The organism is Pseudomonas sp. HMSC066A08, assembly GCF_001813025.1.
Lineage (GTDB): Bacteria > Pseudomonadota > Gammaproteobacteria > Pseudomonadales > Pseudomonadaceae > Pseudomonas > Pseudomonas aeruginosa.
Map to the genome: position 1 here is coordinate 150,097 of NZ_KV811178.1, position 26,458 is coordinate 176,554.

The 26,458-nt window shown below is 66.7% G+C and carries 26 protein-coding genes; 10 read left to right on the forward strand and 16 right to left on the reverse strand.

What is annotated here, in order from left to right; translation table 11 throughout:
- Window positions 1–144: 144 nt before the first annotated feature.
- Complete coding sequence (locus tag HMPREF2886_RS00665) at window positions 145–903, forward strand: SDR family NAD(P)-dependent oxidoreductase (protein ID WP_003097046.1); 759 nt, start codon at window positions 145–147, stop codon at window positions 901–903.
- Window positions 904–950: 47 nt separating this feature from the next.
- Here the strand turns inward: HMPREF2886_RS00665 and HMPREF2886_RS00670 are convergent, their stop codons facing one another.
- Window positions 951–1,694 (reverse strand): hypothetical protein, encoded by a 744-nt coding sequence (locus HMPREF2886_RS00670; RefSeq protein WP_058017836.1) that lies wholly within the window; start codon window positions 1,692–1,694, stop codon window positions 951–953.
- A gap of 160 nt (window positions 1,695–1,854) precedes the next feature.
- Here HMPREF2886_RS00670 and HMPREF2886_RS00675 point away from each other — a divergent pair, with 160 nt between their 5' ends.
- The 3 genes from HMPREF2886_RS00675 to HMPREF2886_RS00685 all read left to right on the forward strand — a co-directional run bounded on the left by HMPREF2886_RS00675 (window position 1,855) and on the right by HMPREF2886_RS00685 (window position 5,005).
- The gene (locus tag HMPREF2886_RS00675; RefSeq protein WP_003097040.1) at window positions 1,855–2,337 is read left to right on the forward strand and encodes an acyl-CoA thioesterase; all 483 of its coding nucleotides are present in this window, start codon (window positions 1,855–1,857) and stop codon (window positions 2,335–2,337) included.
- A 378-nt stretch (window positions 2,338–2,715) separates the two neighbouring features.
- Window positions 2,716–4,419, forward strand: coding sequence for a YbaL family putative K(+) efflux transporter (gene ybaL / locus HMPREF2886_RS00680; RefSeq protein ID WP_003099695.1), 1,704 nt, complete (start codon window positions 2,716–2,718; stop codon window positions 4,417–4,419).
- Between the two features lies 1 nt (window position 4,420).
- Window positions 4,421–5,005, forward strand: a complete 585-nt coding sequence (locus HMPREF2886_RS00685) for a YqaA family protein (RefSeq protein ID WP_070746598.1) — start codon at window positions 4,421–4,423, stop codon at window positions 5,003–5,005.
- A 43-nt stretch (window positions 5,006–5,048) separates the two neighbouring features.
- On the opposite strand, the gene pdxY is transcribed toward HMPREF2886_RS00685, so the two are convergent.
- On the reverse strand, window positions 5,049–5,915 hold the full coding sequence (gene pdxY, locus HMPREF2886_RS00690) for a pyridoxal kinase PdxY (RefSeq protein ID WP_033978624.1): 867 nt from the start codon (window positions 5,913–5,915) through the stop codon (window positions 5,049–5,051).
- Window positions 5,916–5,947: 32 nt separating this feature from the next.
- Here pdxY and HMPREF2886_RS00695 point away from each other — a divergent pair, with 32 nt between their 5' ends.
- Window positions 5,948–6,448, forward strand: coding sequence for a DUF3301 domain-containing protein (locus tag HMPREF2886_RS00695; RefSeq protein WP_003121391.1), 501 nt, complete (start codon window positions 5,948–5,950; stop codon window positions 6,446–6,448).
- 12 nt (window positions 6,449–6,460) lie between these two features.
- Here the strand turns inward: HMPREF2886_RS00695 and HMPREF2886_RS00700 are convergent, their stop codons facing one another.
- Window positions 6,461–7,249: an OXA-50 family oxacillin-hydrolyzing class D beta-lactamase OXA-1135 gene (locus tag HMPREF2886_RS00700; RefSeq protein WP_033978625.1), complete on the reverse strand. Its 789-nt coding sequence runs from the start codon at window positions 7,247–7,249 to the stop codon at window positions 6,461–6,463.
- 71 nt (window positions 7,250–7,320) lie between these two features.
- Window positions 7,321–8,199: an alpha/beta hydrolase PoxA gene (gene poxA / locus HMPREF2886_RS00705; protein WP_031636916.1), complete on the reverse strand. Its 879-nt coding sequence runs from the start codon at window positions 8,197–8,199 to the stop codon at window positions 7,321–7,323.
- Between the two features lie 81 nt (window positions 8,200–8,280).
- On the opposite strand from poxA, the gene HMPREF2886_RS00710 reads away from it, so the two are divergent.
- A complete protein-coding gene (locus HMPREF2886_RS00710) occupies window positions 8,281–10,047 on the forward strand; it encodes a sensor histidine kinase (RefSeq protein WP_003097020.1) in 1,767 nt (588 codons plus the stop codon).
- Window positions 10,044–11,387 (forward strand): sigma-54-dependent transcriptional regulator, encoded by a 1,344-nt coding sequence (locus tag HMPREF2886_RS00715; protein WP_003109128.1) that lies wholly within the window; start codon window positions 10,044–10,046, stop codon window positions 11,385–11,387. The genes HMPREF2886_RS00710 and HMPREF2886_RS00715 overlap by 4 nt, the downstream gene beginning before the upstream one ends.
- Before the next feature lie 18 nt (window positions 11,388–11,405).
- On the opposite strand, the gene HMPREF2886_RS00720 is transcribed toward HMPREF2886_RS00715, so the two are convergent.
- The 12 genes from HMPREF2886_RS00720 to zur all read right to left on the reverse strand — a co-directional run bounded on the left by HMPREF2886_RS00720 (window position 11,406) and on the right by zur (window position 22,303).
- On the reverse strand, window positions 11,406–12,755 hold the full coding sequence (locus HMPREF2886_RS00720) for an APC family permease (RefSeq protein WP_033968248.1): 1,350 nt from the start codon (window positions 12,753–12,755) through the stop codon (window positions 11,406–11,408).
- Window positions 12,756–12,856: 101 nt separating this feature from the next.
- Entirely contained in the window at window positions 12,857–13,525 is a 669-nt protein-coding gene (locus tag HMPREF2886_RS00725) for an N-formylglutamate amidohydrolase (protein ID WP_073648764.1), read from the reverse strand.
- Between the two features lie 67 nt (window positions 13,526–13,592).
- The gene (locus HMPREF2886_RS00730) at window positions 13,593–14,924 is read right to left on the reverse strand and encodes a glutamine synthetase (RefSeq protein WP_070746599.1); all 1,332 of its coding nucleotides are present in this window, start codon (window positions 14,922–14,924) and stop codon (window positions 13,593–13,595) included.
- Complete coding sequence (locus HMPREF2886_RS00735; protein WP_033968251.1) at window positions 14,921–15,574, reverse strand: cysteine hydrolase family protein; 654 nt, start codon at window positions 15,572–15,574, stop codon at window positions 14,921–14,923. The genes HMPREF2886_RS00730 and HMPREF2886_RS00735 overlap by 4 nt, the downstream gene beginning before the upstream one ends.
- Before the next feature lie 4 nt (window positions 15,575–15,578).
- Window positions 15,579–16,436, reverse strand: coding sequence for a transcriptional repressor QapR (gene qapR / locus HMPREF2886_RS00740; RefSeq protein ID WP_033968252.1), 858 nt, complete (start codon window positions 16,434–16,436; stop codon window positions 15,579–15,581).
- Window positions 16,437–16,629: 193 nt separating this feature from the next.
- Window positions 16,630–17,412, reverse strand: coding sequence for a MetQ/NlpA family ABC transporter substrate-binding protein (locus HMPREF2886_RS00745; RefSeq protein ID WP_003097007.1), 783 nt, complete (start codon window positions 17,410–17,412; stop codon window positions 16,630–16,632).
- A gap of 76 nt (window positions 17,413–17,488) precedes the next feature.
- Window positions 17,489–18,166 carry a methionine ABC transporter permease gene (locus tag HMPREF2886_RS00750; protein WP_003097004.1) on the reverse strand — a complete coding sequence of 226 codons (678 nt, stop codon included), beginning with the start codon at window positions 18,164–18,166 and terminating at the stop codon, window positions 17,489–17,491.
- Window positions 18,166–19,173: a methionine ABC transporter ATP-binding protein gene (locus HMPREF2886_RS00755; protein WP_033968253.1), complete on the reverse strand. Its 1,008-nt coding sequence runs from the start codon at window positions 19,171–19,173 to the stop codon at window positions 18,166–18,168. The genes HMPREF2886_RS00750 and HMPREF2886_RS00755 overlap by 1 nt, the downstream gene beginning before the upstream one ends.
- A gap of 206 nt (window positions 19,174–19,379) precedes the next feature.
- On the reverse strand, window positions 19,380–20,168 hold the full coding sequence (locus HMPREF2886_RS00760) for a PA5502 family lipoprotein (RefSeq protein ID WP_078452172.1): 789 nt from the start codon (window positions 20,166–20,168) through the stop codon (window positions 19,380–19,382).
- A 41-nt stretch (window positions 20,169–20,209) separates the two neighbouring features.
- The gene (gene znuB / locus HMPREF2886_RS00765; RefSeq protein WP_033968255.1) at window positions 20,210–20,998 is read right to left on the reverse strand and encodes a zinc ABC transporter permease subunit ZnuB; all 789 of its coding nucleotides are present in this window, start codon (window positions 20,996–20,998) and stop codon (window positions 20,210–20,212) included.
- Window positions 20,991–21,800: a zinc ABC transporter ATP-binding protein ZnuC gene (gene znuC / locus HMPREF2886_RS00770; RefSeq protein WP_003099732.1), complete on the reverse strand. Its 810-nt coding sequence runs from the start codon at window positions 21,798–21,800 to the stop codon at window positions 20,991–20,993. Before znuC ends, znuB begins: the two co-directional genes overlap by 8 nt.
- Window positions 21,800–22,303: a zinc uptake transcriptional repressor Zur gene (gene zur / locus HMPREF2886_RS00775; RefSeq protein WP_003096992.1), complete on the reverse strand. Its 504-nt coding sequence runs from the start codon at window positions 22,301–22,303 to the stop codon at window positions 21,800–21,802. The genes znuC and zur overlap by 1 nt, the downstream gene beginning before the upstream one ends.
- 69 nt (window positions 22,304–22,372) lie before the next feature.
- Here zur and HMPREF2886_RS00780 point away from each other — a divergent pair, with 69 nt between their 5' ends.
- The 3 genes from HMPREF2886_RS00780 to HMPREF2886_RS00790 all read left to right on the forward strand — a co-directional run bounded on the left by HMPREF2886_RS00780 (window position 22,373) and on the right by HMPREF2886_RS00790 (window position 26,316).
- Window positions 22,373–23,296, forward strand: a complete 924-nt coding sequence (locus HMPREF2886_RS00780; RefSeq protein WP_070746601.1) for a zinc ABC transporter substrate-binding protein — start codon at window positions 22,373–22,375, stop codon at window positions 23,294–23,296.
- A gap of 109 nt (window positions 23,297–23,405) precedes the next feature.
- Window positions 23,406–25,610: an adenosylcobalamin-dependent ribonucleoside-diphosphate reductase gene (locus HMPREF2886_RS00785; protein WP_079385177.1), complete on the forward strand. Its 2,205-nt coding sequence runs from the start codon at window positions 23,406–23,408 to the stop codon at window positions 25,608–25,610.
- A 16-nt stretch (window positions 25,611–25,626) separates the two neighbouring features.
- Window positions 25,627–26,316 carry a TSCPD domain-containing protein gene (locus tag HMPREF2886_RS00790; protein WP_003096987.1) on the forward strand — a complete coding sequence of 230 codons (690 nt, stop codon included), beginning with the start codon at window positions 25,627–25,629 and terminating at the stop codon, window positions 26,314–26,316.
- Window positions 26,317–26,458: the final 142 nt, after the last annotated feature.

Genomic DNA, 26,458 nt, shown 5'->3' on the forward strand with positions numbered 1-26,458 from the left:
TGGGCGAGGTCGGCGAGCAGGACTGGCGCTGGTATCTCAACCAGGCCTGAATGAACGGCTGCCGGCGTTGCCGGTCAGTCATTGAAGCGGGCGGCCGATTGGCCGTCGGTGTTTTCCACGCGGCACAGGAGTAAGGAAAAGCAGATGAGCACGCCCGTCGTTCTTATCACTGGTGCAGCCGGCGGCTTGGGCCGGGCAATCGCCAAGCGTTTCGCCCAGAGTCATTGGCGCATCGCCGCCACGGATGTGGATAAGGAGGGCCTGCACGCGCTGAACGCGCAGGTGCCGTTGGACGCCAGCGGGGTCGCCGACCTGCGCAGCGCGGATAACTGCCATACCCTGATGTCGAAGATTCTCGCCCGTACCGGACGCCTCGACGCCCTGGTGAATGCCGCGGGCGTCTGGCGCGAGGGGCCTGTGGAAAACTTCACCGAGGAGGATTTCGACCTGGTCCTGGGAGTCAACCTCAAGGCCTCCTTCTACATGTGCCAGGCCGCGATTCCCTACCTGAAGGAAAACCAGGGCAGCATCGTCAACATCTCCAGCGACTCCGGACGCCAGGCCTACCGGGGTTCGGCGGCGTATTGCGCGAGCAAGGCGGCGCTGACCATGCTGAGCAAGACACTGGCGCTGGAACTGGCCGAGCAGGGCGTGCGGGTCAACGCCGTGTCGCCGGCGGATATCGCCACGCCGATGCTCGACTACCAGGCCGAACGCTATGGGATGGGCAATCCGGATGGCTACAAGCGCGCGCTGCTGAAGGATTATCCACAGGGCAAGGCGGCACGCTTCATCCGCCCGGAAGAAGTCGCCGAGCTGGTCTGGTATCTCTGCGGCCCTCAGGCCGAAGCGATCACGGGCGCCGACCTGGCGGTGGACTTCGGCCTGTCCGCTGGCCGCTGAGCGGATTTTCCACGGGTCGCTCCGCTGGAGCGGCCTGTGGAAAAGTTTCAGTCGTCCCTGGCCTGACTGGATATCTTCACCCAGTTACCGGCGGCGGCGATGCCCATGCCGCCGTAACCCTGGCAGTCCCCGCCAAGGCTCTCCACCACTCGTAGGTCGATGCCTTCCTGCCATACCAGCAGGCTGCAGCCGGCGCCCAGGCCTTCGCTGCGCAGCCGGTAGAGCGCGCCTTGCCCCTCCAGCCGACCGGACAACTCGCCGACCGCCGCGGGCCCATATTCCATCAGTTTCTCCGGATTGCCGATGCGCATCAGGGCGAAGCTCGCCTGGTAGCCGCCCTTCACCGGTTCGATCTGCAGGCTTTCCCATTCAGCCTGCCCGGCGTAGCGCAGGTAGTGCCCGGCGAGGCCCTGGAGGGACGGGTAGTCGACTTTCAGGGCAACCTGTTCCAGGTTGTAGCGCGTGGCCTTGCCGCTGTAGCCGCGATCCAGCGCCAGGTTCATCCAGGCGCGGGCGCGTCCCGGTTGCCCGGCCTTGAGGCTGGTCAGCGCGAGATTGTTCAGCGCCTGTTCCGAGTCGGCTCCGCCCTGTTCCTGGCGCTCGGCCAGGCGCAATTGCCAGGCGAAGGCGACCAACGCCTGTGGATAACTCCCCTGTCGATAAGCCTGGGTGCCGCGCGTGTTGCATTCCGCGGCGGTGGCGCAGGGCGTATCCTCGGCCTGGCTGACAGCGGCACCGATGCCGGCAAGCACGGCCAAGGCCAGGAAAAGGATGCGAATGGCGGCAGGCATTGGAGCGATTCCCGGTGGAAAAGGGCCAGTCTAGAAAAGCCCGCGGATGTCTGCACGACCCGGCGCGATTTCGATCATGACGATTGAAAATTTGTGGCCGCTGCCGTCTTCGTTTGCGTCTATGGTGTCCCCCGCCCGTCCTGATGAGAGAAAAAGCGCTATGCAACCCGGAAACAACCAACTGTCGATGACCGTGCTGATGACCCCGGACATGGCCAATTTCTCCGGCAATGTCCATGGCGGCACCCTCCTGAAGTATCTCGACGAAGTCGCCTATGCATGCGCCAGCCGCTACGCCGGTCGCTACGTGGTGACCCTGTCGGTGGATCAGGTGATCTTCCGCGAGCCGGTGCATGTCGGCGAACTGGTGACCTTCCTCGCTTCGGTCAACTACACCGGGCGGACTTCCATGGAAATCGGCGTCAAGGTCATCACCGAGAACATCCGCGAGCAGTCCGTGCGTCATACCAACAGCTGTTTCTTCACCATGGTCGCCCTGGATGACGAGCGCAAGCCGGTGGCCGTCCGCCCGCTGGAGCTGGAAACCGCCGAGCAGAAGCGTCGCTTCGCCCAGGCCCAGCAACGCCGCCAGCTGCGCGCGGAGCTGGAGGCCCGCTACCAGGCGATTCGCGAAGACGGTTGAGGAAGGCTGCCGGTGTCCGGTCGAGTCCGCTTCGGACCTGATGCCGTTTCGCGAATTTTCGGAGCTTTTCATAAGAAAACGCAGAAGTTTGCCTCTGCTGGCGTCCATTCCTGACATTTCTTGATAAGAAACCGGCGTGCCTGTTAAAACTCCAGCAACGTCAACGGGTTAACCTGTCGGTATCGCGCCGGGTTTCGCCAGGAACCATAGCCGCCGTCGGGTCGCTCGAATGCCATGGGCCGGTCGCTCTGCCCGGCTCCGTTGGTGGAAAGCCTTTCCGCCTTGCCGTCACGGGCGTGGGTCCGTGATCCATTTCGAACGTCGTCGTCCGCCGGCCAGGCCGTGGAGGACGCGTTCCCCGTGTTGCCGGGAGTCCTGATGCACCATACGCCGTTACTCACCACACTCGCCGCGGGGTTCGTCCTCGCCTTCCTCTTCGGGGCCCTGGCCAATCGCCTGCGCATTTCGCCGCTGGTCGGCTACTTGCTCGCGGGCGTCCTGGCCGGGCCGTTCACTCCCGGTTATGTCGCCGACCAGGCGCTGTCGCAGGAAATCGCCGAACTCGGCGTGATCCTGCTGATGTTCGGCGTCGGCCTGCACTTCTCGCTCAAGGACCTGCTCTCGGTGAAGGCCATCGCCATTCCCGGGGCGCTGGTGCAGATCGGCGTCGCCACGCTGCTTGGCATCGGCCTGGCCAAGCTGCTCGGCTGGAGCTTCGGCGGCGGCCTGGTATTCGGCCTGAGCCTGTCGGTGGCCAGTACCGTGGTGCTGTTGCGCGCCTTGGAGCAGCGCCAGTTGCTGGACACCAAGCGTGGCAGGATCGCCATCGGCTGGCTGATCGTCGAGGACCTGGCGATGGTCCTGACCCTGGTGCTCCTGCCGGCGCTCGCCGGCACCCTCGGCGGCAAGACCGACGGCGGCGACGCCGGTCTGCTCTGGCCGCTGCTGATTACTCTGGGCAAGGTCGCCGCCTTCGTCGCCTTGATGATCTTCGGCGGCCGCCGGGTGGTGCCCTGGGTGTTGGAGAGGATCGCCGCCAGTGGTTCGCGGGAGCTCTTCACCCTGGCCGTGCTGGCCATTGCCCTGGGCATCGCCTATGGCTCGGCGGTGCTGTTCGGGGTGTCCTTCGCGCTAGGCGCCTTCTTCGCCGGGATGATTCTCAACGAGTCCGAGCTCAGCCACGAGGCGGCGGAGAACTCGTTGCCGCTGCGCGACGCTTTCGCGGTGCTGTTCTTCGTCTCGGTGGGAATGCTGTTCAATCCGATGATCCTGTTGCAGGAGCCGCTGACGGTGCTGGCCACCTTCCTGGTCATCGTCTTCGGCAAGTCGGTGGCCGCCTACCTGATCGTCCGCGCCTTCGGTCATCCGAACAGCACCGCGCTGGTGATTGCCGCCAGCCTGGCACAGATCGGCGAGTTTTCCTTCATTCTCATCGGCCTGGGCATCGGCCTCGAACTGGTGCCGGAGCAGAGCCGCGACCTGGTGCTGGCCGGGGCGATCCTGTCGATCCTGGTCAATCCGCTGCTGTTCATCGCCATCGATCGCCTGCAGCAACGCAAGGAGCAGCGCCTGGCGGAGGCCGCTGGCGGGGTCCGCGAGATGCCGGCGCAGGACCTGCCGCCGCCGATCCTGGAGCGCGAGCATGCGGTGCTGATCGGTCATGGCCGGGTTGGCGGGTTGGTCAGCGCTCGCCTGCGCGCCGCCGGGACGCCCTTCGTGGTGGTGGTGGACAAGCGCGACAAGGCCGACGAACTGCGCGAACAGGGCTACAGCGTGGTCCTCGGCAACGCCGCCAGTCCCGGCGTGCTGGAACTGGCCAACATCGCCGAGGCGCGCTGGTTGCTGATCGCCATTCCCAACGGCTTCGAGGCCGGGCAGATCGCCAGCCACGCCCGCGCGGTGAACCCGCCGCTGGACATCGTCGCCCGGGCACATTTCGACGCCGAGGTGGACTACCTGGAGCAGAACGGCGCCAACCTGGTGATCATGGGCGAGCGCGAGATCGCCTGCGGGATGGTCCATCGCCTGGGACTCGACCGTGACGAGCGCGGCGCCGACGCACCGCTGCCGCAGTCGGCCTGACATGTTGCGCCGTCTCTACGACTGGACCCTGCGCCTGGCCGGCCATCCCCGGGCGGAGCTGGCTCTGGGCGGGGTGACCTTCGCCGAAAGCTCGTTCTTCCCGATTCCGCCGGACGCCTTGCTGGTGCCGATGGTCCTGGCCAACCGGGCCAAGGCCTGGCGCTACGCGGCGATCTGCGCGATCAGCTCGGTACTGGGCGGCATCGCCGGCTATTTCATCGGCTTGCTGCTGTTCGAGAGCGTGGCCATGCCGATCCTGGCGTTCTACGGCTTGCTGGAGAACTTCGAACAGGTCGCCGAACGCTACAACGAACTGGGCTGGCTGATGGTGCTGCTGGGCGGTGGCTTCACGCCGCTGCCGTACAAGGTGATCACCATTACCAGCGGAGTGACCCAGCTCGACCTCTGGCTGTTCGTCGGCCTCAGCCTTGTCGCCCGCAGCCTGCGCTTCGCCGCCACCTGCGCTTTGCTGTTCTGGGTTGGCCCACGCCTGAAGACCCTGATCGAGCGGCGCCTGGGCATGGCTTTCGTGCTGATGGCGGTGATGGTGATCGGTGGGTTGGTGTTGGGGAAATACATCCTCTGATGAGCTTCCTGTGGATAACGCTGATCCACAGGCGGTTCGAGGATTACAAGCGTACCGCGTCGAAGCGTACGCGTGGATGCGCGATCCGATCCTGCGCCCGCACCAGCTCCAGCTCGTAGCTGCCGCAGGCCTGGGTTTCCAGCAGCACTTCATGGACCGCGGCGCCGGTGAATTCGAAGGCGTTACGCAGGTCGTCGCCGAGCAGCAGGCGCGAGAGGAACAACCCCGAGGCGAGGTCGCCGACCCCCACCGGCTGGCGCGGGAAGGCCAGCAGAGGGCGTTGCAGGTGCCAGACCTGGTCGGCGGCGACCAGCAGCATCTCGAAGGTGTCGCCGGCCTTGCCCGGGTAGTTCAGGTGCTTCACCAGGATCGCCTTCGGTCCACGTGCCAGCAGGCTCCGCGCCATCTCCACGCAATCGGCGAGGGAACTGGGCTGGCGGTCGCAGAAGCTGTCCAGCTCCAACTGGTTGGGGCACAGGTAGTCGGCGACCGCGGCGGCTTCTTCCAGCAGGAAGTCGCTGACTTCCGGGGCCACGATGCAGCCTTTTTCCGGGTGGCCCATGACCGGGTCGCAGAGGTACAACGCCCGAGGGTTGGCCTGTTTGATCCGTGCCACCACGTCGAGAATGGCGCGGCCCTGGGCGGCGCTGCCGAGATAGCCGGACAGCACCGCGTCGCAGTTGCCCAGTTCGCCGATGCCGGCAATACCGTCCACCAGCGCCGGGATCTGCTCCGGCGGCAGCACCTGCCCGGTCCATCGACCGTACTGGGTGTGGTTGGAGAATTGCACCGTGTTCAACGGCCAGACGTTGATTCCGATGCGCTGCATCGGGAACACCGCCGCGGCATTGCCGGCGTGGCCGAAGACCACATGGGACTGGATGGCGAGCAGATGGGGCGTGCGTGGCATGAGACGACTTCCTACAGCTGAGTCGGCGCAGTATGGGGGCTAATTCACATGGCGAAAACACCCCCCACTCGCTGCCTGCCGGGAGAACGGGTAAGCTGGCCGTCCCCCTACACCGGATTCCGCTCGTGACCCTGGGTAACCTTTTCGTCATGCTCCTGTTGGGCGCCGCCGCTGCCTGGTGGTGGCGCGCCCATGGCGTGCGCGAGCGGGCGTTGCTGCTGGCCAAGCAGCATTGCGCCAAGCAGGGCGTGGAACTGCTCGACGAGAATGTCGCGCGCCGGCGCCTGCGCCTGGCCCGTGACCACCGCGGGCAGTGGCGGCTGAGCCGCGAGTTCGGTTTCGAATTCACCGTCAGCGGCGAGGAACGCTACGCCGGGCGCATCGTCATGTATGGCTATCACCTCGGCGCCATCGAATTGGCCCCGCATCGCTTCGAGGCGGCCGCCGAGGTCGACAACCCGCCGGTGCATAGCGCCGAGGTGATCCGCCTCGACGAATGGCGGCAGTCCCGGCAGAAAAAGGTCGGCGACTGAGGCGGCAGAGCGTCAGGGCAGTATCCCGAGAGCCTTGAGACTGGCCTTGCCCAGTTCGACACGCTTTCCGGTGTCGGCCTCGCCGCCGGGCATGTCGATGTTCAGGGCGAAGCCGTAGAGCCGCTCGTTGCGCTTCACCCAGCCCACCCACCAGCCGAGTTCCGGCGTGCAGTCGAAGCACCAGCCGGTCTTGCCGTGCAGCTCCCAGCCCGGGCCGCTTTCCAGCAGGGTCATGGCGCGCACGGTGGACTGCACCGGGGCGGGGAATGGCAACTCTCCCTGCGCCAGTCGGAGCAGAAAGCGGGTCTGTTCCATCGCGCTGATCTTCAGCGGTCCCACCAACCAGAAGTTATCCACAACCTGGCCAATTTCCGCGTTGCCGTAACCCAGGCGGGAGACATTGGCGCGCATCCGCTCCAGGCCGATGCGCCGCGCCAGTTCCTGGTAGACCGGTACGTTCGATGCCTCGATCGCGTCGCGCAGGCTCATGTCGTGCTCCCAGGCCTTGAAGCGCTGGGGCTTGCCGCCATAGGGAAGAACCTCGTCGGCGGATCTAACCGCCCCTGTGGATAAGCCGATCAGGCTGTTCGCCACCTTGTAGGTGGAAGCGGGAACGAAGCGGGTTTCCGCGCGCTCCCGGTCATGGCCGACATAGCGCTGCCGCTGCACATCGTAGAGGACGAAGGTGCCTTTCACCCCGGCCGCGCCGAATAGCTTGTCCACGGCCTGGCTGTCGTTCCATTCGCTGGCCTGGGTATGCCCGGAGAGCAGGAGAAGGGCGCTGAAGAGGAGAGGGCGCATGGCTCGGTCCTGTGGGGGTCATCCTCCCTGGGACCGATGGATGAGCGCCGGATTCCCCACGGAAGGAGCGTTCATGGATTGGGCAGGAGAAAGTCGCGTACGCGTTCGGCGGCATCGGCCGGGTCTTCCTGCATGAAGCAGTGGCCGCCGACCACCGCGTGGGCGCTGACCTGGGGGTTGAGCGAGCACCAGCGCGCCACCGACTTGGCGACGAAAGGGTAGGTGCGGTCACCGTAGAGCACGCGGGTCGGCGTGGTGATCTTGCCCAGCGACGGCCACAGCCGCCTGGGGAAGGAGCTGAAGATCTCCGCTTCGCGGCTTGGCCGGCACTTCAGCTCGACTCCGCCGTCGCTCTCCTTCAGCGCATATTCCACGTAGGCCCACAGCGCCTCGTCGGTCCAGCCCTTGAAGATACCGCGGCCGCGCAAGCCGGCGTAGGCGGCTGCGCGATCGGGCCACTGGCTGCGGCGCAGGCGCGCCTTCTTCGCCAGGCTGCCGCGCAATTGCAGGCCGAGGGTCTCGGAAAGTGCCATCACGCCGATCATCGCCGGGGTGAACAGTACCGGGTCGAGCAGCACGGCGCGGGCGAACAGGGTGGGATGGCGGGCCAGGACGAGGCTGCTGAGGACGCCGCCGAAGCTGTGCCCGCAGGCCAGTCGCTGGACATCTCCATAGGGACCGCGCCCGGCCTCGAAGGCCTCCACCGCCATCTCGGCGTTGCGGTTCCAGCCGTGGAAGCGGCCGCCGTGGTCGCTTTCGCCGTGGCCCTGGATGTCGCACAGCCAGAGGTCGAAATCCTCCGCCAACAGACGCAGCATCGGTTCGTAGGTACGGCCGCAGAAGCCGTTGCCATGGAGGAAATGCAGCAACGGCTTGCCGCTCGGTTCGCTGCGCCAGCCGCGCAGGGTGAAACCGGCCGAGCAGGAATGGGACCAGGGGGATAGCGACATGGGCGGACTCCTCGTACGGCGCGCAGTGTAACCGGGCGCCGTGCTATCGTCGCCGCTTCCCGCCGCCGTTTCGATCCGCCGATGTCCTTGTCCCGTCCGCTGCGCCTGTTCCTGCTGTTGTTGCCGCTGCTCGGCGGCCTGTTGCTGTCCATGGACTGGGCGGGGCGCCAGGCGCGGCAGCAGGCGCTACGCGCCGAGGGCGAACAGGTGCGCAAGCAGCTGGACCTCTACGCCGGCTCGCTGCAGACCCTGATCGAACGCTTCCGCAGCCTGCCGGCGGTGCTGGCGCTGGATCCGGACCTGCGCGCGGCACTTGCCGGGCCGATCGACGGCGAGTTGCAGCAGCGACTCAACCTCAAGCTGGAAAGCATCAACCTGGCCGCCCGCTCCTCCACCCTGGAGCTGCTCGACCGTACCGGGCTGGCCGTGGCGGCGAGCAACTGGAACCTGCCGACCAGCTACGTGGGCCACAACTACGGTTTCCGTCCCTATTTCCGCCAGACCATCGCCCAAGGCTCCGGACGTTTCTATGCGGTCGGGGTGATCAGCGGGATTCCCGGTTATTTCCTGTCCCACGCGGTGCGCGCCGAGGACGGCAGCTTCCTGGGCGCAATCGTGGTCAAGCTGGAGTTTCCCGATCTGGAGCGGCAGTGGAACCAGACTCCCGACCTGGTCCTGGCCAGCGACGCCAAGGGCATCGTGTTCCTCGCCAACCACGCCGGTTGGCGCTACCGCGAACTGGAACCGCTGGATACCGTGGACCGCTTCGAACTGGCGGAGACCCGGCAATACGATCGCCAGCCCCTGACACCCCTGCGCCACCAGACCTTGCGCAGCTACGGCGAAGACAGCCGTCTGGCGCGGGTGGAAAGCGCCGACGGCGAGAAGGACTACCTCTGGCAATCGCTGGACCTGCCCAACGACGGCTGGACCCTGCACTTGCTGCGCGACACCGCGAGCATCCAGGACGACGTCGCCACCGCGCGCCTGGCCGCTGCCGGCACCTGGCTGGCGCTGGTCTTCCTCGGCTTGTTCCTGCACCAGCGCTGGCGTATCGCTCGCCTGCGGCAACGTAGCCGGGAGGAGCTGGAGCGCCTGGTCGAGCAGCGCACCGCCGACCTGCGTACCGCGCAGGACGGCCTGGTGCAGGCGGCCAAGCTGGCCGCCCTGGGGCAGATGTCGGCGGCCCTGGCCCATGAGATCAACCAGCCGCTCACCGCCCAGCGCATGCAACTGGCCAGCCTGCGCCTGCTGCTCGACGCCGGACGCCACGACGAGGCGCGCCAGGCGTTGCCGCGCATCGACCAGATGCTCGAACGCATGGCCGCGCTCACCGGCCACCTGAAGACCTTCGCGCGCAAGAGCGCCGGCGGCCTGCGCGAGCGTATCGAGTTGGGCCACGTGGTCGAACAGGCGCAGCAGTTGTTGCTGCCGCGAATCCGCGCCGAACGGGTGGAGATCGAGCAGGCGCTGCTCTGGCCGGCCTGGGTGATGGGCGACGCGATCCGCCTGGAACAGGTGCTGGTCAACCTGCTGCGCAACGCCCTGGATGCCGTTGCCGGCCAGGAGCGGCCGTGGATCCGCCTGGCCCTGCAACGGCTTGGCGGCGACTGGGTGCTGAGCGTCGCCGACAACGGTGGCGGGATTCCCGCCGAGCACCTGGGCAGCGTCTTCGATCCGTTCTTCACCACCAAGCCGGTGGGAGAGGGACTCGGCCTCGGCCTGGCGGTATCCTATGGGATCGTCCACGAACTCGGCGGCCGCCTGCAGGTCGCCAATGCCGAGGCGGGAGCGGTGTTCAGCCTGATCCTGCCGGCGGCCCCCGATGACACGAGCGTAACGACATGAGCGACCAGGTGATCTTCGTCGACGACGAAGCGACGATCCGCGAAGCGGTGCAGCAATGGCTGGAGCTGTCCGGCTTCGAGGTGCGCCTCTGCCTGCGCGCCGAGGAATGCCTGGGAGCCTTGGACAAGTCCTTTGCCGGGGTGGTCATCAGCGATGTGCGCATGCCCGGCATGGACGGCCTGCAACTGCTCGCCAACCTGCAGGCGGTCGATCGCGACCTGCCGGTGATCGTGGTCACCGGGCACGGCGACGTGCCGATGGCGGTGGAGGCCATGCGCCAGGGTGCCTACGACTTCATCGAGAAACCCTTCACGCCCGAGCGCCTGCTCGGCAGTTTGCGGCGCGCGCTGGAAAAGCGCCGCCTGGTGCTGGAGAACCGGCGCCTGAAGGAGCAGGCCAGTCTCAAGGACCAGGTCGATGCGCGTCTGCTCGGCGTGTCCAAGCCGATGGAAGCGTTGCGCCGGCAGGTTCTGGCCCTGGCGCCGACTCCGGTGAACGTCCTGATCCGTGGCGAGACCGGCAGCGGCAAGGAACTGGTTGCCCGCTGCCTGCACGACTTCGGGCCGCGCGCCGACAAGCCGTTCGTGGCGCTGAACTGCGCGGCGATCCCCGAGCAACTGTTCGAGAGCGAGCTGTTCGGTCATGAGAGCGGTGCCTTCACCGGCGCGCAGGGCAAGCGCATCGGCAAGCTCGAGCATGCCCATGGCGGCACCCTGTTCCTCGACGAGATCGAAAGCATGCCGCTGGCGCAGCAGGTCAAGCTGCTGCGCGTCCTGCAGGAGCAGCAACTGGAGCGGCTCGGCTCGAACCAGAGCATCCACGTCGACCTGCGGGTGATTGCCGCGACCAAGCCCGACCTGCTGGCCGAGGCACGCGCCGGACGTTTCCGCGAGGACCTGGTGTATCGCCTGAACGTCGCCGAGCTGCGCCTGCCGCCGATCCGCGAGCGTCGCGAGGACATCCCGCTGCTCTTCGAACATTTCGCCAGCGTTGCCAGCCAGCGCCTCGGTCGCGAGCCGCAGCCCGCCGCGCCGGCGGAACTGGCGCGGCTGATGGCCCACGACTGGCCGGGCAATGTACGCGAGCTGGCCAACGCCGCCGAGCGTCATGTCCTCGGCCTGGAGCGCGGGGACGCGGAGGAAGGCGGCGGCCTCACCTCGGGGCTGGCGGAACGCATGGAAGCCTTCGAGGCGGAGTGCCTGCGCCAGGCGCTCGGCCAGTGCCGCGGGGACATCAAGGCGGTGATGGAGTTGCTGCAACTGCCGCGCCGGACACTCAACGAAAAGATGCTGCGGCATGGCCTCAGCCGCAGCGATTTCGTCGGTGAAGAGCCGGCCTGAACCAGCCCTCGCGAGGCGTCAGAGATCCTTCGCCAACTCCGCTGGCGCCTGGCGCCCGCCGCGTTGCAGCAACGCCAGGTAGACCAGCCCCACCGCGATCCAGGCCAGTCCGAGCAACTGTGCGTCGAGGCTCATGCTGTACAGCACGTAGGCGATGATCGCCAGGCCCACCAGCGGGAACAGTAGATGCCGCAACCACTGGCCGGAGCGCTGGCGGCGGTAGTAGTGGTTGATCACGCTCAGGTGCAGCAGGCAGAAGCCGGTGAGGGCACCGAAGTTCACCAGCGAGGTGAGCACGTCCGGTGCGTCGAGGAAGGCCCAGCCGATTCCCAGCGACAGCACCGCCACCAGGTACAGGCTGACGTGCGGCGTCTGGTAGCGCGGATGGACCCTGGCCAGCGCGCGTGGCAGCCTGCCGTCGCGGGCCATCGAGTAGAGTAGGCGCGAGACCGCTGCCTGCGAGGTGATCGACACGGTGACACCCCAGGCCAGCGCGGTGGCTACCGCGGTCAGCATCGACAGCCACTGGCCACCGGCCGCTTCGGCGATCTCGTAGAAGGCGGTGTCCGCCGACTTGAAGTTCATCCCGGCGGCGAGGTCGGTGGCCAGCCAGGTCTGCGCGATGAAGATGCCGCCCATGATGAACAGCGCGATCAGCGCGGCGCGGCCGATCTGCCGGGCGGGATCGCCCTTGACCTCTTCGGCGAGGGTGGAGATGGCGTCGAAGCCGAGGAACGACAGTACGGCGATCGAGGCGGCCTTCATCACCAGGCCGAGATCGAAGGCTTCCGGGCGATACAGCGGTTCGAGGGTCAGCCGGCCGTTGCCCAGGCCGCCTTCCAGCGCCTGGTAGCCGACCACCAGGAAGATCGCCAGGACCACCAGCTCTCCGATCAGGAACAACAGGTTGGCGCGGGCGGCGAAGGTGATGCCGCGCAGGTTGACCAGAGTCGCCGAGACCAGGAACAGCAGCATCCAGGCCAGCTTGGGGATCGCCGGGAACAAGTGGTTCAGCGCCAGCGCGCTGAACACATAGAGCAGCGGCGGGATCAGCAGGTAGTCGAGCAGCAGCACCCAGCCGGCGATGAAGCCGACATGGGGGTGGATGCCGCGCTGGGCGTAGGAATACACCGAGCCGGCAATCGGAAAGGCCTTGGCCATGGCTCCGTAGCTGAGGGCGGTGAAGAGCATCGCCAGCATGCCCACCAGGTAGGCCATCGGCACCATGCCGTGGGCGTCGGCATGGACCCAGCCGTAGACCCCGAACGGGGCGATGGGGATCATGAAGATCATCCCGTAGATGATCAGGTCGCTCAGGGACAGGCTGCGGCGCAGCTGTTGCCGGTATCCGAACTGTTCGATGGCCATGACGGGCTCCTCGGGAAAAGGCAGCGTATTGTCGTTATCGGCGCCGCGCGCGAAGCGGGCCTCTTTCTCGTTATTGGCGACCGGCGGCGCCGGTCATCGCATCAGAGCCAGGGATACAGACGCTCGGCCCAGGCGCACACCGCATCCGGCGTGCGCAATCCATCGTTGCGGATCTCCAGCAGCACCGCTTCCAGGCCGCGTGCGTCGCCATGCACCGGAACGGTAGTGTCTTCCGCTGGGTCGATCGCATAGGGCTGGTTGCCGGCGACTTCCAGGCCGTGCCGGCGCAAACCGTCGAGGATGCGCCCGGCGTAGGCGCCGGCGTTGCGATAAAGCACCCCGGCAACCAGCGGGCGGGGTCTGCCGTGGTACACCGGGGTAAAACTGTGCACGCCGACCACGCGGGTCGGCACGCCGGCGGCCTGGCGCTCGTCGAGCAGTTGCGTCAGGCGCTGGTGGAACGGATGGAACAGGCAATCCTGGCGATAGCGGCGCACCGTCTCGGGCAGCTCGCGGTTGCCGGGAACGGGGTAGACCTCGCTGTGCGGCGGAATGCTGTCGGGCGCCTCCAGCGGTCGGTTCAGGTCGATCAGCAGACGCGAGTAGCCGGCCGCCAGCAATGGCGCGTCGAGTCGCCGGGAAAGCTCTTCGGCCAGCGCCAGGGCGCCGATATCCCAGGCGATGTGTTCTTCCGCCGCGGCCTGGTCCAGGCCGAGGCGCTGCAACTCCAGCGGAATGTGCCGGCTGGCATGCTCGCAGACCAGGACCACCGGGCTGCGCCCTTCGGGATTGAGCAGGCGGTAGGGCGGCAGCTGGTAGATGCCGAGTTCGGGGTTGTCAGTAGAGCTCGGCATAGTGGCGGCACAGGTCGTCGTCGGAAAAGCCCGCCGTCAGCGCCAGTTCGTGGCGCTTCATGGCGATGTAGGTGTCCAGCAGCGGCTTTGGCAGCTCGGCGCAGAGCGCCTCGTCGCGTTGCAGGCAGTCGAGCGCATCGCCGAGGGTCGCCGGCAGGGCCTGGATGCCGCGGGCCTGGCGCTCTTCGTCGCTGAGACTGTGCGGATCGACATCGGCCAGGGCGCGCAGCGGCAGGCGTCGTTCGATGCCCAGGCGGCCGGCGATCAGCACCGCGGCCATTGCCAGGTGCGGACAGGCGGTGGCGTCCATCGGCCGGAATTCCAGGTTGTACTGCTTGCCCAGCGGCTTGCCGCCGACGCTCACCACCGGGCAGATGCGCAGCGCCGCTTCGCGGTTGCGCAGTCCCAGGCAGGCGTAGGCGGCGCTCCAGTGGTGGGGTTTCAGGCGCAGGTAGGAGGCGGCGGTAGGCGCGGTCAGCGCACACAGCGCCGGCAGGTGCGCGAGCACGCCGGCGGCCCAGTGCTCGCCGAGTTCGGAGAGATCGTTGGGTCGACCGGGCTCGTACAGCAGCGGGCTGCCGTCGGCATGTTGCAGGCTCAGGTGCAGGTGTACCCCATTGGTCACCGCGCCGGGTGCCGGCAGCGGTGCGAAGCAGGTACGCAGGCCCATCTGCCGCGCCACTTCGCGAGTGACCTCGCGGACGTTCACCGCGCGGTCGGCGGCGGCCACGCCCTGCGCCGGGCGGCAGGTGACCTCGTACTGGCGCTGGCCGTATTCGGGGAGGAACATCTCCGGCTCGGTGCCGGCCTGGGCCAGGGCGCTGACCAGCCAGCCGGGAAATTGCCCGGCGGCACGCTGGGCCTGCAGGGAAAACGCCGCGGCCGGACGCTCGCCGGGCAGGCCGAGCAGGCTGAATTCGTGTTCGAACGCCGCGATGACCTGCAGGCCGCTGTCGCGATAGCGTTCCACCTCGGCCCGCAGCAGGCTGCGCGGACAGGCCGGCCACGGCGTGCCGTCGGTTTCCACCAGGTTGCCGTGCAGGTAGTCGAGCGCCGGCGCAGCGGCGTCGGGACCCTGCTCGACGCGCACCCGGCTGGTCGGGTCGGGCAGCAGGCGCAGGTCGCCGTGGCTGCCCCAGGGGCTGCTCTCGTCGATCAGGTCCTGCGGGGTCAGCGAGCTGTTCGCCGGTACCCAGCCGCAACCGCTGGCCAATTGCTCTTCCAGGGTCGCCAGGGGCAGCGAGCGCCCGCGGGTGATGCCGGCCAGGTCGGTGGTGACGAAGCTGACCAGGCGTACCGGCTGCAGGCGGTTCACAGGTTGCTCCGGCCGAGGGCGGCGATGCGTTGCAGGACGGTCTCGGTGTCGCTGATCCAGCAGTAGCCCTTGATCGCGTCCAGGCAGGCCTGGTGGCGTTCCGGGGTATGGGTGGCGCAGGCATCCTCGACCAGGGTGACCAGGTATCCGCGGTCGGCGGCGTCGCGCACGGCCATGTCCACGCACTGGTCGGTGACCACCCCGCAGACGATCAGGTGGCGGGTGCCGAGGTTGCGCAGTACGTAGTCGATGGCGGTGGAGTTGAAAACGCCGGAAGAGGTCTTCGGCAGCACGATCTCGTTGGCGGTCGGCTCCAGGGCGTCGATCACCCTGGCGTCCGGGCTGCCCTTGGGCAGGTGCATCTCCGACAGCTTGTGATCCAGCGAGCGGTCGCGGCCATCGGCGGTGAGACTCTCGATGACGGTGTGCAGGACGTTCTCGTCCACTGCGCGCATGGCCCTGAGCAGGCGCTGCTGGTTGGGGATCACTTGGTTCTGCACGCGCTCGTAGAAATAGCCGGCCGCCTGCGGATCGACGTGCGGGTCGCGCCCCGGCTCGACCCAGGCACGCTGCATGTCGACGAACAGGATGGCGGTCTGCCGGCGGCCGAATGGCAGGTCGCGCGGCGAGTGGTGGGGCAGGCTGAACATCGGGTCATTCCTCCAGAATATGACTGCTGAACGCGTTGCGGAGCTGGTCGATGCCCTCCAGGCGTTCATCGAGCGGCGCGCCCATGCGCGCCACCAGGGTCGCTACCAGCGCCTCGACCTGGGCCATGGCCGGCACCAGCGAGTCGAAGGGCGAGGCGGATTCCACCGGCGAACTGACGATCAGGTCGGCATGTTCGCGCAGCGGCGAGGCGTAGATGTCGGTGAACAGCACCAGCCGCGTGCCGCGTGCCTTGGCGGCCTGGGCCAGGTGCTGGGCCTGGCTCTGGTAGCGGCGATAGTCGAACAGGACCAGCAGGTCCTGGCGGCCGAGGTCGTAGAGCTGGTCGGGGAGCAGGGCGCCGTCGTCGAGCAATCGGCATTGCGGTCGCAGCAGGCGCAGATGGGTGACCAGGTAGCCGGCGAGGAAACGGCTGAAGCGTCCGCCGTGGCAGTGCACGCGCAGGCGGCTGTCGAGCAGCCAGTCGGCGAGGCGCTGGATGTCATCGGGGCGGGTCAGGCCGAGGGTCTGTTGCAGGCTCTGGCCAGCCTGGTCGAGGTAGCGCGCCCAGGTGTCGTCGCGGCCCATCCGCTCGCGGCGTTCGGCGAGCAGGGTGCGCGGCGAGCGCAGGCGGTCGTCGACGTCGGCCAGCAGCGCTTCCTGGAAGTCGCCGTAGCCGGCGAAGCCGAGCTTTTTCACCAGGCGCATGATCGTCGGGTCGCTGACTCCGGCGTGCCGGGCCAGGCGCGTCATCGGACCGAGGCCGAGGCGCGGGTAGTCATCGAGCAGGGCACGCACCACCTTGCGCTCCGCGGGCGTCAGTTCGGTGGGCGGGGAAGCCAGGCGTTGTTTTAGTTCTTGCATGGGGCGTCCTCGAAGGTGGATCGATTGTGTAGTGAATTTTTCAGATTGATCAATATGTGACGTAATGTTTTTTTCACTACATTCGCGGAAAACGCCCGGCGACGCCGGACGAGGCCGGCGCTGCGCAGGGAGCGGAAACGAAAAAGCCCGGTCGAAGACCGGGCTTTTTCCAGGGGCGGTTACGCGGCGTGGCTCAGAACGCCGGCACCACCGCGCCTTTGTATTTCTCCTGGATGAACTGCTTGACCTCGGCGCTGTGCAGGGCCTTGGCCAGCTTCTGCATGGCGTCGCTGTCCTTGTTGTCCGGCCGTGCGACGAGGATGTTCACGTAGGGCGAGTCGCTGCCTTCGATGGCCAGCGCATCCTTGGTCGGGTTCAGCTTGGCTTCCAGGGCATAGTTGGTATTGATCAGCGCCATGTCGACCTGGGTCAGCACGCGCGGCAGGGTCGCGGCTTCCAGTTCGCGGATCTTGATGTTCTTCGGATTGTCGACGATGTCCTTCGGCGTGGCGGTGATGCTCTTGTTGTCCTTGAGCTTGATCACCCCGGCCTTGTCCAGCAGGAGCAGGGCGCGGCCGCCGTTGGTGGCGTCGTTGGGGATCACCACGGTGGCGCCGGAAGGCAGTTCGTCGAGCTTCTTGTACTTGCTCGAGTAGGCGCCCAGCGGCTCGATGTGCACGCCGGTCACGGCGACCAGGTCGGTGCCCTTGGCCTTGTTGAACTCATCGAGGTACGGCTGGTGCTGGAAGAAGTTGGCGTCCAGGCGCTTTTCCGAGACCTGCACGTTCGGCTGCACGTAGTCGGTGAACTCCTTGATCTTCAGGTCCACGCCTTCCTTGGCCAGCAGCGGCTTGACCACGTTGAGGATTTCCGCGTGCGGCACCGGGGTGGCCGCGACGGTGAGGGACTCGGCGGCCTGGGCGGCGGTGAGGCCGAGCGCCGCGACAGCGGAGAAAGCAGCAAGCAGTTTTTTCATCTTCAACTCCTTTCGAGGTGTTCCTGGCGGCTGTGGATAACCGCGGCGCTCAGGGTTTTGGGCTTGGCCGGCAAGCTTACTTGCGCGAGAAGTGCACCACCAGCTTGTCGCCCACGGTTTGCAGAATCTGGACGAGGATCAGCAGCATCACCACGGTGACCACCATCACGTCGGTTTGGAAGCGCTGATAGCCGAAGCGGATCGCCAGGTCGCCCAGTCCGCCGGCGCCTACTACGCCGGCCATCGCGGTGTACGAGACCAGGGTGATGGCGGTGACGGTGATGGCGGCGATGATGCCCGGCCGGGCTTCCGGCAGCAGGGCGTTCCAGATGATCTGCCGGGTGCTGGCGCCCATCGCCTGGGTTGCCTCGATGATGCCCTTGTCGACCTCGCGCAGCGCGGTTTCCACCAGGCGCGCGAAGAACGGCGTGGCGCCCACCACCAGCGGCGGGATGGCCCCGGCAACGCCCAGCGAGGTACCGGTGATCAGTACGGTCAGCGGGATCATCACGATCAGCAGGATGATGAACGGCAACGAACGGAGGATGTTCACCACTAGCGAGAGCAGGGTGTAGACCGCCTTCTGCTCGAACATCTGCCGTGGCCCGGTAAGGAACAGCAGGACGCCGAGGGGTAGGCCGAGGACCACCGTGAACAGCAGCGAACCGCCGAGCATCCAGAAGGTGTCGACGCTGGCCAGCCAGATTTCGTACCAGTCGATGTTGGCGAAGCTCATGGTTTCGAAGAAGTCCATCAGCGCAGTACCTCCACATGTACGTCAGCGGCGTTCAACTGGCTCATGGCGGCTTCCAGGTCACCGCCGACCAGGGCCAGGGTCAACTGGCCGTAGGGCGTGTCCTTGATGCGGTCGATGCGTCCGGAAAGGATGCTGTAGTCGACCCCGGTCTGCCGCGCCACGGTGCCCAGCAGCGGCGCATAGGTGGCTTCGCCGCGGAAGGTCAGGCGCAGGATGAGACCCGGCACGTGGGCGAAATCGTCGTGGCGCTCGTCCTCGTCGACCCGTTCGGCCTCGAACACGAAGCGGCGGGTAGTCGGGTGCTGCGGATGGAGGAAGACATCGGCGACATCGCCCTGCTCGACGATGGCGCCGCCGTCCATGACCGCGACCTGGTCGCAGACACGGCGGATCACGTCCATCTCGTGGGTGATGAGGACGATGGTCAGCTTCAGCTCGCGATTGATTTCCGCCAGCAGTTGCAGGACCGAGGCGGTGGTCTGCGGATCGAGGGCGCTGGTGGCCTCGTCGCAGAGCAGGATGCTCGGCCGGCAGGCCAGGGCGCGAGCGATGCCGACGCGCTGTTTCTGTCCGCCGGAGAGCTGGGCCGGATACTTGCGCGCGTGGTCGGACAGGCCGACCCGCGCGAGCAGCTCGCAGACCCGCGCATCGACTTCGGCACGGCTGAAGCCGCCGGCCAGGCGCAGGGGCATGGCGATGTTGTCGGCGACGGTCTTCGAGGACAGCAGGTTGAAGTGCTGGAAGATCATCCCGACGCGCTGGCGGAAACGGCGCAGGCCTTCGGCGTCGAGGGCGGTGACGTCTTCGCCCTCGACCAGAATGCGGCCGCCGCTGGGCTCCTCGAGGCGGTTGATCAGGCGCAGCAGGGTGCTCTTGCCGGCACCGGAATGGCCGATCAGGCCGAAAATCTGCCCGGCCTGGATGTTCAGGCGGGTCGGTTGCAAGGCGGGGATTTCCCGACCGGCAACTCGATAGGTCTTGTGGACGTCGTGGAATTCGATCACTGGGCGAACCTTGTGGGTGCGGCGATGCTGTTACGGCTGGAGCACGGGCTTGGCGGGAAGCATGGGCGGTCAGCTAAACCGAGCATTTTACCTTGCTTTCTTATGCATTATTAATATTTATTGGAGATGAAAAATCATTGAAATGGAATAAGCGTCTGGTTCGCTCCCGACAAGCGCTTTCTGCTGCGGCCGGGGCAGGACCGACCTCAATTCCGGGGGGTAAGTATCAATCGGGTTGGCTTGTCGGCCTGTACGACATGGCTGAGATGCAGGTCGAAATCGGGCGAGAGCTTCTTCACCCGCGCCAGGAGCTGGTCGGAAACCAGCGGATAGTCGCTGTCCCGGCGCACTTCGATATGCACCCTGCAACGGTAGGCGACGACATCCGCGGCCACCGCGTCGAGCACCGCACCGAGGCCGCCCTGGCCGGTGCCGTCGAGCATCGGCAGGGGCACGGCGCTGCTGGCCGCTTGCGGATCGATCAGGTGGGGAGCGCCGGGCAGCGGCTTCAGCTCGCCGCCGGGCGGCGTCTGGATGATCTGCTGCATCTGCTGCTGGGCCGCCTGCTGCATGCGTCGGGCCTGCTCGGCGCGGGCGGGATCGACCTTGGCGCGGTTGATCGCACCGTCCAGCCCGGCGGTCAGCGCCGGCGCCTTGGGCATCAGCCCGCGGGCATGGCCGAGGGCGCTGGTGGCGGTGTTGAGGTCTCCTTGGCGCAGCGCGGTTTCCCCGCGCTGCATGTAGGCCTCGGCCAACTGGCGGCGGAACGCTTCGACGCGCTCGTCGCCGGCGGCGGCGCTGCGCAGGGCCAGCCATTGTTGCTCGGCCTGTTCGAGCTTGCCGGCGGCCAGGGTTTCCTGCAGTTCGGCATAGGGATCGGCGGGCTGCGCCTGGGGCGCGACCACCGGTGTCGGTTGCGACGACGCATTGCCCTGGCAGGCGCTGACCAGCAGCGCCGCCGCCAGGACGGACAGCAGGCGAAAGAAGGACGACATCATTCCTGCGGGTTCTCGTTTGGTCAAAAAATCGCCAGATTCTACACCGTGCGGCGGGGCAGGACAAAACTCAGCAGGAACAGGCCGGCGGCGCTGACCACGATCGAGGGGCCGGCGGGGGTATCCTTGAACCAGGACAGGGCCAGGCCGGCGCACACCGCGACCAGCCCCAGCAGGCTGGCACCGACCGCCATCTGCTCGGGACTGCGGGCATGGCGCTGGGCGGCGGCGGCGGGAATGATCAGCAGCGAGGTGATCAGCAACACGCCGACGATCTTCATCGCCACGGCGATGACGATGGCGATCAGCAACATCAGCGCCAGGCGGATCGCTCCGACCGGCAGGCCTTCCACCTTCGCCAGTTCCTCGTGCACGGTGATCGCCAGCAGCGGCCGCCAGAGGAAGCAGATCAATGCCAGGACCAGCGCGCTGCCGGCGATTATCCACAGCAGGTCGGTGGCGCTCACCGCCAGCAGATCGCCGAACAGGTAGGCCATCAGGTCGACCCGCACTTCCTTCATGAAGCTCAGGGTGACCAGGCCCAGCGACAGGGTGCTGTGGGCGAGGATGCCCAGCAGGGTGTCGGCGGCCAGCGGCTGGCGCTGCTGCAGGGTCACCAGCAGCACCGCGAGCAGCACGCAGCCGACGGTCACTGCCAGGGTCGGGCTGACATCGAGGAGGAAACCCAGGGCTACCCCGAGCAGTGCGGCGTGGGACAGGGTATCGCCGAAATAGGCCATCCGCCGCCAGACCACGAAGGAACCCAGGGGGCCGGCCACCAGGGCCAGGGCGAGGCCGGCGAGGAGGGCGTTGAGCAGGAAGTCAGCCATGGTTGCAGTCGGGGCCGTGCTTGTGGACAGGAGTGAAGCGGGTGCCTGGAGGCAGGGCACCGGGACCGGCCTTGACCACCTCGCCGTGGAGGTCGTGGGCGTGGTCGTGATGGTGGTGGTAGATCGCCAGGCTGCGAGCGTCCTGGCCGAACAGCTCGACGAAGGCCGGGTCGCCGCTGACCTGCTCGGGGTGCCCTGAGCAGCAGACATGGCGGTTCAGGCAGACCACCTGGTCGGTGGCGCTCATCACCAGGTGCAGGTCGTGGGAGACCATCAGCACACCGCAGCCGTAGCGGTCGCGCAGTTTGCCGATGAGGCGGTAGAGTTCGGCCTGGCCGGCGACGTCGACGCCCTGCACCGGCTCGTCGAGCACCAGTAGCTCGGGCTTGCGCAGCAGAGCGCGGGCCAGCAGCACGCGTTGCAGTTCGCCACCGGAAATGCTTTGCAGCGGGCGCTCCAGCACGTGCGCCGCGCCGACCTCGCGCAACGCCGCCAGCGCCTGCTCGCGCCTGACCCCGGGTACCAGGCGGAGGAAGCGCAGTACGCTGAGCGGCAGGGTGGCGTCGACGTGGAGTTTCTGCGGCATGTAGCCGATGGTCAGCCGCGGCCGTCGCCAGACCTCGCCGACGTGCGGCTTGAGCAGGCCGAGCACGCTGCGTACCAGGGTGGTCTTGCCGGCGCCGTTGGGGCCGATCAGGGTGACGATCTGGCCGGGCTCGATGGCCAGGTCGACATCGCTCAGCACCGCCTGGCCGTTGAAGGACACGCCGACCTGGGTCAGCCGCACCAGCGCGTTGTCCATCAGGCGTCCTTCTGGTCCCGGCAGGTGCCGCAGAGGCCGACCACCTCGACGGTCTGGCTTTCAACGGCGAAGCCGACGCTGTTCGCTCCGGCGACGATGGCCCGGCTGATATCCGGCTGTTCCAGCTCGATCGCGGTGTGGCAGGTGCGGCAGATGAGGAACTGGCCCTGGTGGCTGTGCTCCGGGTTGTTGCAGCCGACGAACGCGTTGAGCGAGGCGATGCGGTGCACCAGGCCGTTCTCCTGGAGGAAGTCCAGCGCGCGGTAGACGGTCGGCGGCGCGGCGCGGCGGCCGTCGGTTTCGCTGAGCACCGCGAGGATATCGTAGGCCCCCAGCGGCTTGTGGCTCTGCCAGACCAGCTCCAGCACGCGCCGCCGCAATTCGGTCAGGCGTACGCCCTGGCGCGCGCACAGCGCATCGGCCTCGGCCAGCGCGGTGCTGACGCACTGGCTGTGGTCATGGGGCTGGCAGGCCAGCGGGGTCTTGGGCGCAATCTTGTACATGGGCTGCGACGCTCGAGGGTAGAGACGTTATTATATTACCCGCTAACCACCTTTCATGTGAGTGCCGCCGTGACCCTGCGTCCCTTTGCCCTGCTGTCCGCCTGCTTCGCCCTGTTCCTGCTGGCTTCGCCGGCGCGCGCCGAGGTCAGCGTGCTGACCAGCATCAAACCGCTGCAACTGGTCGCCGCGGCCATCCAGGACGGCGTCGGCCAGCCGGACGTACTGCTGCCGCCGGGCGCCTCGCCGCACCAGTACGCCCTGCGTCCTTCCGACGTACGGCGGCTGCGCGAGGTGCAATTGTTCTACTGGATCGGCCCGGACCTGGAGAACTTCCTGCCCAAGGTGCTCGCCGGCCGCCAGGGCGCCAGCGTCGCGGTGCAGGACCTGCCGGGCATGCACCTGCGCACGTTCGTCAATTTCGAGGAAGAGGAGCATGCCGGGCACGACGAGCACGACCATGACCATCGTCCCGGCATGCTCGACGCCCACCTCTGGCTGTTGCCGGCCAACGCCCGCATCATCGCCGCGCGGATGGCCGAGGACCTGGCCCAGGCCGACCCGGCCAACGCCGGGCGCTACCGGGCCAACCTGAAGGCCTTCGAGGAGCGCCTCGGCGGGCTCGACGGGAAACTCCGCGAACGCCTGGGCAAGCTTGCCGGCAAGCCTTTCTTCGTCTTCCACGAAGCCTTCGACTATTTCGAGGAGGCCTACGGGTTGCGCCATACCGGCGTGTTCGCGGTATCCGCAGAGGTCCAGCCGGGAGCACGCCATGTCGCCGCCATGCGCGCCCAGCTGAAGGCCGCCGGTCCGGCCTGCATCTTCAGCGAGCCGCCGCTACGACCGCGGCTGGCCGACACCCTCAGCGAAGGCCTGCCGGTGCGCCTGGCCGAACTGGACGACCTGGGCGTGAACGTGAGCGTGGACGCCAACGGCTATGAGAATCTTCTGAACAACCTGGCAGGTGAATTTGCCGGCTGTCTGGAAAAGCTCTGAAAACACGTGACCGATGGCCGCGCCCTCTTGCGCGCGGCGTCCCGATGACTAAGGTTGTCTGTTGCTGCCTGACACAAGATATTGATTCCAGTCAGGTATGGACAACTAGATGTTGCGTACGGTGGCCGGCTTCGGACACCCCAACAACCATCGGGAGGTTAATCAGCGGATGGCCAAGACAGACGCACGCAGTCCCCGCACCGAACGCGGGACCATCGCCCTGCAGGACGCGTCGCAGGATATCTGGGACAAGAAGTACCGTCTCAAGAGCAAGGACGGTACGCCGGTGGATGCCAGCGTCGACGGTACCTGGCAACGCGTTGCCCGCGCCCTCGCCGATGTCGAGGACAAGGCCTCCCGCGAACATTGGTACGGGCGCTTCCTCTGGGCCTTGCGCAACGGCGCCATCCCGGCCGGCCGGATCATCTCCAACGCCGGCGCCCTGGGGCACAAGCCGGCCACTTCGACCATCAACTGCACGGTGTCCGGAACCATCCAGGACTCCATGGACAACATCCTCGAGAAAGTCCACGAGGCCGGTCTGACGCTCAAGGCCGGCTGCGGCATCGGCTATGAGTTCAGCACCCTGCGCCCGCGCGGCGCCTACGTTTCCGGTGCCGGTGCCTACACCAGCGGACCGCTTTCGTTCATGGACATCTATGACAAGATGTGCTTCACCGTCAGCTCCGCCGGCGGCCGTCGCGGGGCGCAGATGGGCACCTTCGATGTCAGCCACCCGGACGTCCGCGAATTCATCCGCGCCAAGCGCGAGGACGGGCGTTTGCGCCAGTTCAACCTGAGCCTGCTGATCACCGACCAGTTCATGCAGGCGGTGGAACAGGACGCCGACTGGCCGCTGGTATTCCCGGTGCACGTGAAGGAGCGCGACGAGATTGACCTCGACGACCCCAACGCGGTGGTCTGGCGCGAATGGCCGATCCAGGACGACTACGTCCAGCGTGCCGACGGGCTGGTCGCCTGCAAGGTCTACGGCCAGGTTCGCGCCCGCCACCTGTGGGACATGATCATGGTCTCCACCTACGACTATGCGGAGCCGGGCTTCATCCTCATCGACCGGGTCAACGAACTGAACAACAACTGGTGGTGCGAGGCGATCCGCGCCACCAACCCCTGTGGCGAGCAGCCGCTGCCGCCCTATGGCTCGTGCCTGCTCGGCTCGGTCAACCTCACCTGCTTCGTCGAGCAGCCATTCGGTGACGAGGCGCGCTTCGACTGGGACCGTTTCCGCGAAGTGGTGCGGGTGTTTACCCGGATGCTCGACAACGTGGTGGAAATCAACGGCCTGCCGCTGGAACAGCAACGCCAGGAAATCCTTGGCAAGCGCCGGCATGGCATGGGCTTCCTCGGCCTGGGCTCGACCCTGACCCTGCTCAAGCTGCGCTACGGCAGTCCCGAGGCCTGCGTATTCACCGAGGAAGTGGCGCGGGAAATGGCCCTGGTGGGCTGGGAAGTGGCCCTGGAGCTGGCCAGGGAGAAGGGCCCGGCGCCGATCCTGGCGCAGGACTACGAAGTCACTGCGGAAATGCTTCGCAAGCGTCCGGAAATGGCCGCCGATGGCTATAAGGCCGGCGACCGCATCCGCGGCAGCGTGCTTCACGCCAAGTATTCCCGCTACATGCAGCGGGTCGCCGAACATGCTCCGGAACTGATCGAGGCGTTGGCTGAAACCGGCGCGCGCTTCACTCACCACAGCTCCATCGCGCCGACCGGGACCATCAGCCTGAGCCTGGCCAACAATGCTTCCAACGGTATCGAGCCGAGCTTCGCCCACCATTATTCGCGCAACCTGATCCGCGAAGGCCGCAAGACCAAGGAAAAGGTCGAGGTCTACAGCTACGAGCTGCTGGCCTACCGGACCCTGGTCAACGCCCAGGCCCTGCCGGACAGCGACGACCCGGCGCGACGCCTGCCGGACTACTTCATCACCGCCGACAGCGTCACCCCGGCGCAGCACGTGGACATCCAGGCGGCGGCGCAGAAGTGGGTCGATTCGTCGATCTCCAAGACCGCCAACGTGCCCACCGACTACCCGTTCGAGGACTTCAAGGACATCTACCGCTACGCCTGGCACCAGGGACTCAAGGGCTGCACCACCTTCCGCTTCAATCCCGAGGCGTTCCAGGGCGTGCTGGTCAAGGAGTCCGACCTGGAGAAGACCCGCTACCGCTTCGAACTGGAGGACGGCAGCGTGGTGGAGTTCAAGGGCAACGAGCAGGTCGAGTACGACGGTGAGATCCATACCGCCGCCAACCTCTTCGACGCCTTGAAAGAAGGCTATTACGGCAAGTACTGAGGCCGGGGGAATCGATATGTCAGCAGTCAAGATCACGCAGAAGATCAAGGGCTTCAAGGTCGTCAACGAAGCCGAGGAGCAGGCCCTGGCCGCCGCCGCTGAAGCGGCGTCGGTGGTGCAGATGGACGAGACCCTGGAGCGCCCGGATACCCTGATCGGCGCCACCTACAAGATCAAGTCGCCGCTGTTCGAGCACGCGCTCTACGTGACCATCAACGACATGGTCCTCAATGCGGGCACGGCGCACGAGCAGCGGCGTCCCTTCGAGATCTTCATCAATTCGAAGAACATGGATCATTTCCAGTGGATCGTCGCACTTACCCGCATCATGTCCGCGGTTTTCCGCAAGGGCGGCGACTGCACCTTCCTTGTCGAGGAACTCAAGGCGGTATTCGACCCGCGCGGGGGCTACCTGAAGAAAGGCGGCATCTACATGCCCTCCATCGTCGCCGAGATCGGCGGCGTGCTGGAACGCCACCTGACGGCCATCGGCCTGTTGCGTGGCCCTGAACTGGACGAGGAACAGCGTCTTTTCCTCGCGGAAAAACGCGCCGCCTACGAGGCCGCCCAGGGCACCAGCAAGGTCGAGCCGGGCGAAGGCTTCCCCGCCGGCGCGCAACTGTGCGGCAAGTGCAACAGCATGGCGGTGGTACAGATGGACGGCTGCGCCACCTGCCTCAACTGCGGACACTCGAAATGTGGGTGAGCACTTGAAAAACGCATGCGTTTTTCAATGCGAACGACCGGCCAGGATGGCCGGGCCGGGGGGGGGCTGAACGACGAGGCCTCGACAGGATGTCGGCTCGGCCTCACCCAAGACGCCGAACCGCATGCGTTTTTCAATGCGA